Origin of the sequence: Streptomyces sp. DvalAA-14, assembly GCF_900091855.1 — a bacterium.
Classification (GTDB): domain Bacteria; phylum Actinomycetota; class Actinomycetes; order Streptomycetales; family Streptomycetaceae; genus Actinacidiphila.
This window is the reverse complement of sequence record NZ_FMCH01000553.1, coordinates 1-5,073: the sequence shown is the minus strand read 5'-3', so window position 1 is coordinate 5,073 and position 5,073 is coordinate 1. Positions and strand designations below refer to the sequence as shown.

Genomic DNA, 5,073 nt, shown 5'->3' with positions numbered 1-5,073 from the left:
GAGCTGACGCGACCGGCGGTCCAGGCCCTTACGGTCGTCGCCGGACCCACCGGCAGGGGTGCGCTGGGCGCGCAGTTCCCCGCGCCCCTCACGGGGCCCGCCCCCGCGGAAAAAGGCACGCCTTCCGGGGCGAACGCCACCGGCGGTCCGGGCCCTTGCGGTCGTCGCCGGACCCACGGGCAGGGGTGGGGCTGGGCGCGCAGTTCCCCGCGCCCCTGACGGGTAGGCGGAAGGGGCCCGGATGCCCTTCGGGCCGACCCGGGACCCGCTGGCTGCGGGTCGGCACCGAGGTCGTTGTCTACTGGGCTTCCGGGCCCTTTCCGGGTCGCACCTGCCGGTCGGGCGGCCCTCCCCCTCCGTGCCCTCGCGGGTGGAGGGGCCCACTGGCGAGCCGCGTTCCGCGTCGGGGGCGCTGGGCCTGGCTGCCAGTGGCGGCGTGCACGTGCGGCGCGACGCCCCATGGCCCAGCGTGGTCGACGCAACCGCGGAGTGCCCCCGGTCCGACGTCCTGTGGTGGACTCGGCCGAACCTACTCGCCTCCGACCAGCACCTGTCAACACCCCTGTGACCTGCTGGGTTTCGCCAAATCAGCAGGTCAGTACCGACTCGGCCGCCGGGTTACGACACGCCGCTGCCCGGCGAGGGCACACCGTTCGGCGGCATGGCGGAAACCGCAGCTCACCCGTTCGGCCGCGGGTGGACGGTCCGGCCGGCGACCACCGTGCGCAACGCCGTGGGCAGTGGGCCGCCGGGGGTGACATCGGGCAGGCCGGGGGTGCCGGAGCGCGGGTCGGTGGACCAGTTGGCGACGCGCTGGTCCGGGGCCTGGACGACCAGGTCGCCGACGCTCCAGACGGCGTAGTCGGCGGGCGCGCCGGGCACCAGGACGCCGGCGTCGTCGCGGCCGATCGCCCGCCAGCCGCCCCGGGTGTGGGCGTTGAAGGCCGCGCGGGCCGAGATGCGGTGCCCGGGTGTGCGGTGGAAGGCGGCGGCCCGGACCGCGCCCCAGGGGTCGAGCGGCGTGACCGGGCTGTCGGAGCCGAGCACCAGCGGCACCCCGGCCCGGGTCATCGCCGCGTAGGGGTTGAGGTCGGCGGCCCGTTCGGCGCCGAGCCGGCGGGCGTACATGCCGTCCGCACCGCCCCAGGTCGCGTCGAAGGCGGGCTGGACGGAGGCGACGAGCCCGAGCTCGGCGAAGGCGTCGATGGTCCGGGCGGACATGAGCTCGGCGTGCTCGACCCGGTGCCGCAGCGCCCGTACCCGCTCCAGGCCGGCCGCCTCGGCCGCGGCCCGGACCCCGGCCACCACCGCGTCGATCGCCGCGTCGCCGATGGCGTGGAAACCGGCCTGCACGCCCGCCTCGGTGCACAGCAGCAGGTGCCGGGCGACGGTCTCGGCGTCCAGGTGGGCGACGCCGGAGTGCGGGGCGTCGGCATAGGGCGCGTGCAGCAGCGCGGTGCGGGAGCCGATGGAGCCGTCCACGAACAGGTCGCCGCCGGCGCCGACGGCGCCCAGGTCGCGGATCCGCTCCCGGTCGGCGGAGGTCTGCCAGGGCTGCGCCCAGTAACCGAAGACCCGGGGCCCGTTCTCGGCGGCGGCCAGCGCCAGCAGCCCCGTCAGGTCGTCCTCGCTGGAGATGTCGGGGCCGGCGCATTCGTGCACCGCCCCGATGCCCTGGGCGGCGGCGTGCGCCAGCGCGGCCCGCTGGGCGTCGGCGCGCTGGGCGGGTGGCACGGCGTCGTGGGCGGCGCGGCGTACCGCGTGGTGGGCGTCGCGGGTCAGCGGGCCCGCCGGATCGTAGCCGGGCTGCCGTTCGATGCCGGGGACCAGGGCGAGCAGGGCGGTGCTGACGGCCGCGGAGTGCACGTCGGTACGGGTCAGGTAGAGCGGCCGGCCGCCCGCCGCCCGGTCGAGTTCGGCGCGGGTCGGGGGCGGTGCTCGGGCCAGCGGCTCTCGTCCCAGCCGTGGCCGAGCAGTACCCGGTCGGCGGGGCGGGCGGCGGCGTGCGCGGCGGTCCGGGCCAGCGCCTCGGCCAGCGAGTCGGCGTCGGACAGGTCGAGGCCGGTCAGGGCCAGGCCGGTGGCGGTGGTGTGCACATGGGCGTCGGTGAAGGCGGGGGTGACCAGCGCGCCGTCCAACTGGACCACGGTGTCGACGCCGTCGGCGAAGGAGTCCGCGGCGCCCTCGGAACCGACCCAGGCCACGGAGCCGCCGTCCACCACCATGGCGGTGGCGAAGGGGTCGGCCGGGCTGTAGACGAAGCCGCCGCGCAGCAGCACGGTGCCACGCGGTTCGCCGCCCCGGAGGTGCTCGGGACCCTGGATGTTCTCGGTCGCGTCGGCGGTCCGCCGCCCGGAGGTGTCGTGCATGGGCACCAGTCTCCCCCGCGCCGGACCGCGTGCGGCGACGGGGGCGGTCCCACGGCCGCACGGCGGCCCGGCACCCCGGTTGACCCGGCGGCGGTCCGGCGGCCGGTCACACCCGCGGCGGCCTGGCCTCGTACGCCGTGGACAGCACGACCGTGGTGCGGGTGGACACCCCGGCCAGGCTGCGGATCCGGCCGAGCAGGTGTTCCAGCTCGATGGGGGTGGCGACCCGCACCTTGAGGATGTAGTTTTCGTCGCCGGCCACGCTGTGGCACGCCTCGATCTCGGGGACCTCGGTGAGCCGGTCGGCGATGTCGTCGGGAGCGCTGGGGTCGAAGGGCTTGACCGAGATGAACGCGGTCAGGGACAGGCCGATCGCCTCGGCGTCGATGATCGCCGCGTACCCGCGGATCACCCCGCGCTGTTCGAGCCGGCGCACCCGCTGGTGCACCGCCGAGGTGGACAGGCCGGTGGCCTTGCCCAGGTCGGTGTAGCTCATCCGCCCATCGGCGACGAGAAGTTCCACGATGTGCCGGTCCAGCTCCTCCACAGCCGACGACCTTACCGGCCCGGCGGGCGTTTGTGTCAGGTGGACGTCAAGCGGCGCAGATAGTCGTTGCGGAACGTGCCCGCCGGGTCGGTCCGCTCGGCCAGGGCCAGGAAGTCCGCCATCCGGGGGTAGGCGGCGCGGATCCGGGCGGGGTCGGTGCGGAAGAGCTTGCCCCAGTGCGGCCGGGGGTCGAGGGGGGCGAGCGCGGCTTCGACGGCGGTCAGCACCGGGGCGACGGCGGCCGGGTCCTTGATCCAGGTGAAGTGCAGCGCCACCGTGTCGCGGCCGTGCGCGGGGCTGAGCCACAGGCGGTCGGCGGCCACGGTGCGGATCTCGCAGATCTGGAGCACGGGGGCGACGGTCGCGCGCAGCTCGGCGAGGGCGTGCAGCGCGGCCACCGCGTTCGTCCGCGGCAGCAGGTACTCGGACTGGAGCTCCTCGCCGCTGCTGGGGGTGAAACCGGCCCGGAAGTGCGGCAGCCGCTCGTGCCAGGGGCCGGCCCGGCCGTCCTGGGGGGTGCAGTGCACCGGGTCCGCGCCGGGCACGGGGTGCAGCGGGCCGTCGGCGGGCCGGGTCCACGGGAGGTCGGCTTCGGGGGCGTCGGCGAGCTGCTTGAGCCAGACCTGGCCGAAGCGGGGCGCGCGCCAGTCGGTGAACAGGCTGACACTGTAGGCGGCGCCGGTGATCGCGTCGAAGTGCTCGGTGGCGTCGGAGAGTTCGAGGCCGGTTCGGACCCGTTGGCGCAGCTGGAAAGCGGGGACGGTGGCGAGGGTGAGGTGGGTGACGACGCCGAGGGCTCCCAGTGACACGACGGCGCCGTCGAAGGTGTCGCCGTCGCTGTCGTGGCTGAAGGTGCGGGTGTCGCCGTCGGCGGTGACCAGGTCGAGGGCGCGTACCGAGGTGGCGAGGCCGCCGTTGGCGTCGCCGGAGCCGTGGGTGCCGGTGGCGACCGAGCCGGCCACCGAAATGTGCGGCAGCGAGGCCATGTTGGGCAGCGCGCGGCCGTGCGCGTGCAGGACGCGGGCGAGTTCGGCGTAGCGCACCGCGGCGGCCACCCGGACCGTGCCGGCCGCGCTGTCCAGGTCGATCTCGGCGGGCAGCGCGGACAGCTCGACGAGTTCGCCCTCGGTGTCGGCGATGTCGCTGAAGGAGTGGCCGCTGCCGAGTGCCTTGACCCGGCGGCCGGCGGCGACGACGGCGCGCAGCTCGGCGAGGTCGGCCGGGCGGTGCACCCGGGCCGCCGAGAAGGTGAGGTTGCCCGCCCAGTTGGTTGGCACGTGGCCGCCTCCGTTCGTCGGCGGACCCGCCTGGCCTCGCCGGATGGCACCCTACCCGGCGTCCCGGCAAGGCGCGGTGCCGAGCCGGGCGATGCGTTCGGGGGTGCGTGGGCGCACGGCGGGGGCGCACGGGGCAGCCGCTCCCCGTCATGTGACGAAGGCCACACCGTGCGCGACGGGGGCGCTTCCGATGGCGTGATTACACGCGTAGCGCGGCGGGAAGTGCTCGCTATGGCCTTCGAGCGTGAAGCCGGGCCGGCCTGTCGAGGGCATCCACCCAAGGGGGAGACGCGTCATGCGTAACCACGTGCGCCGCAATGGTAGCGAGCGGAGTCGGTCCGCGTTCGAGGACGGCGAGGAACGGGAGTTCGCGCTCATGCTGCCGGTCGAGGACGCGGACGACGCCGACGAGGCGTCCGACGAGGAGCTCGGGGACGTCGTTCGGCTGGCCTGCCCGGACTGCGCCCGGCCGATCTCGGTCTGGACCGACGAGGAGAGCCTGCCGGAGCACGCGCTGTGCCCCACCCCCTGGAACCCGTTCGGTCTGACGGTGTGCGCCGGCTCCGGCCGCGCGGTGGCCGAGGCCCGGCCGCTGGCGGGCGTCGAGCGGCTGCTGGAGCAGGAGTTGGCGGTCGTGCTGACGTTGCCGGCCGAACTCGACTGGCGCACCCAGCCGTTCTCGCACGTGGGCGGCCCCGGCTCGCGGCCGGTCCGGATGACCGCGCCCGGCCTGGCGGCCTGAGGCCGTCGTCGGCCTGCCATCGGGCCCCGCACACAGGCCCGTTGGACGCGCGGCCCGGCGAGGCCGCGGAGCCCGCGACGGCCCGCATGGTCCGCTGACCCACCGTCGAGCCGGCAGGCCGGCCGGCGACGGACCATC

General features: G+C 75.8%; 3 protein-coding genes and 1 pseudogene. 1 reads left to right on the top strand and 3 read right to left on the bottom strand.

What is annotated here, in order from left to right:
- Positions 1 to 678: 678 nt before the first annotated feature.
- The 3 genes and pseudogenes from GA0115240_RS29750 to GA0115240_RS29740 form a co-directional block, all read right to left on the bottom strand.
- A pseudogene (locus tag GA0115240_RS29750) lies at positions 679 to 2,225 on the bottom strand (amidohydrolase).
- A 250-nt stretch (positions 2,226 to 2,475) separates the two neighbouring features.
- Positions 2,476 to 2,916, bottom strand: a complete 441-nt coding sequence (locus GA0115240_RS29745) for an Lrp/AsnC family transcriptional regulator (protein ID WP_093741425.1) — start codon at positions 2,914 to 2,916, stop codon at positions 2,476 to 2,478.
- Between the two features lie 35 nt (positions 2,917 to 2,951).
- Positions 2,952 to 4,193, bottom strand: coding sequence for a D-arabinono-1,4-lactone oxidase (locus tag GA0115240_RS29740; RefSeq protein ID WP_176725209.1), 1,242 nt, complete (start codon positions 4,191 to 4,193; stop codon positions 2,952 to 2,954).
- Between the two features lie 376 nt (positions 4,194 to 4,569).
- On the opposite strand from GA0115240_RS29740, the gene GA0115240_RS29735 reads away from it, so the two are divergent.
- The gene (locus tag GA0115240_RS29735; protein WP_093741426.1) at positions 4,570 to 4,935 is read left to right on the top strand and encodes a hypothetical protein; all 366 of its coding nucleotides are present in this window, start codon (positions 4,570 to 4,572) and stop codon (positions 4,933 to 4,935) included.
- The last annotated feature ends 138 nt before the right edge of the window (positions 4,936 to 5,073 follow it).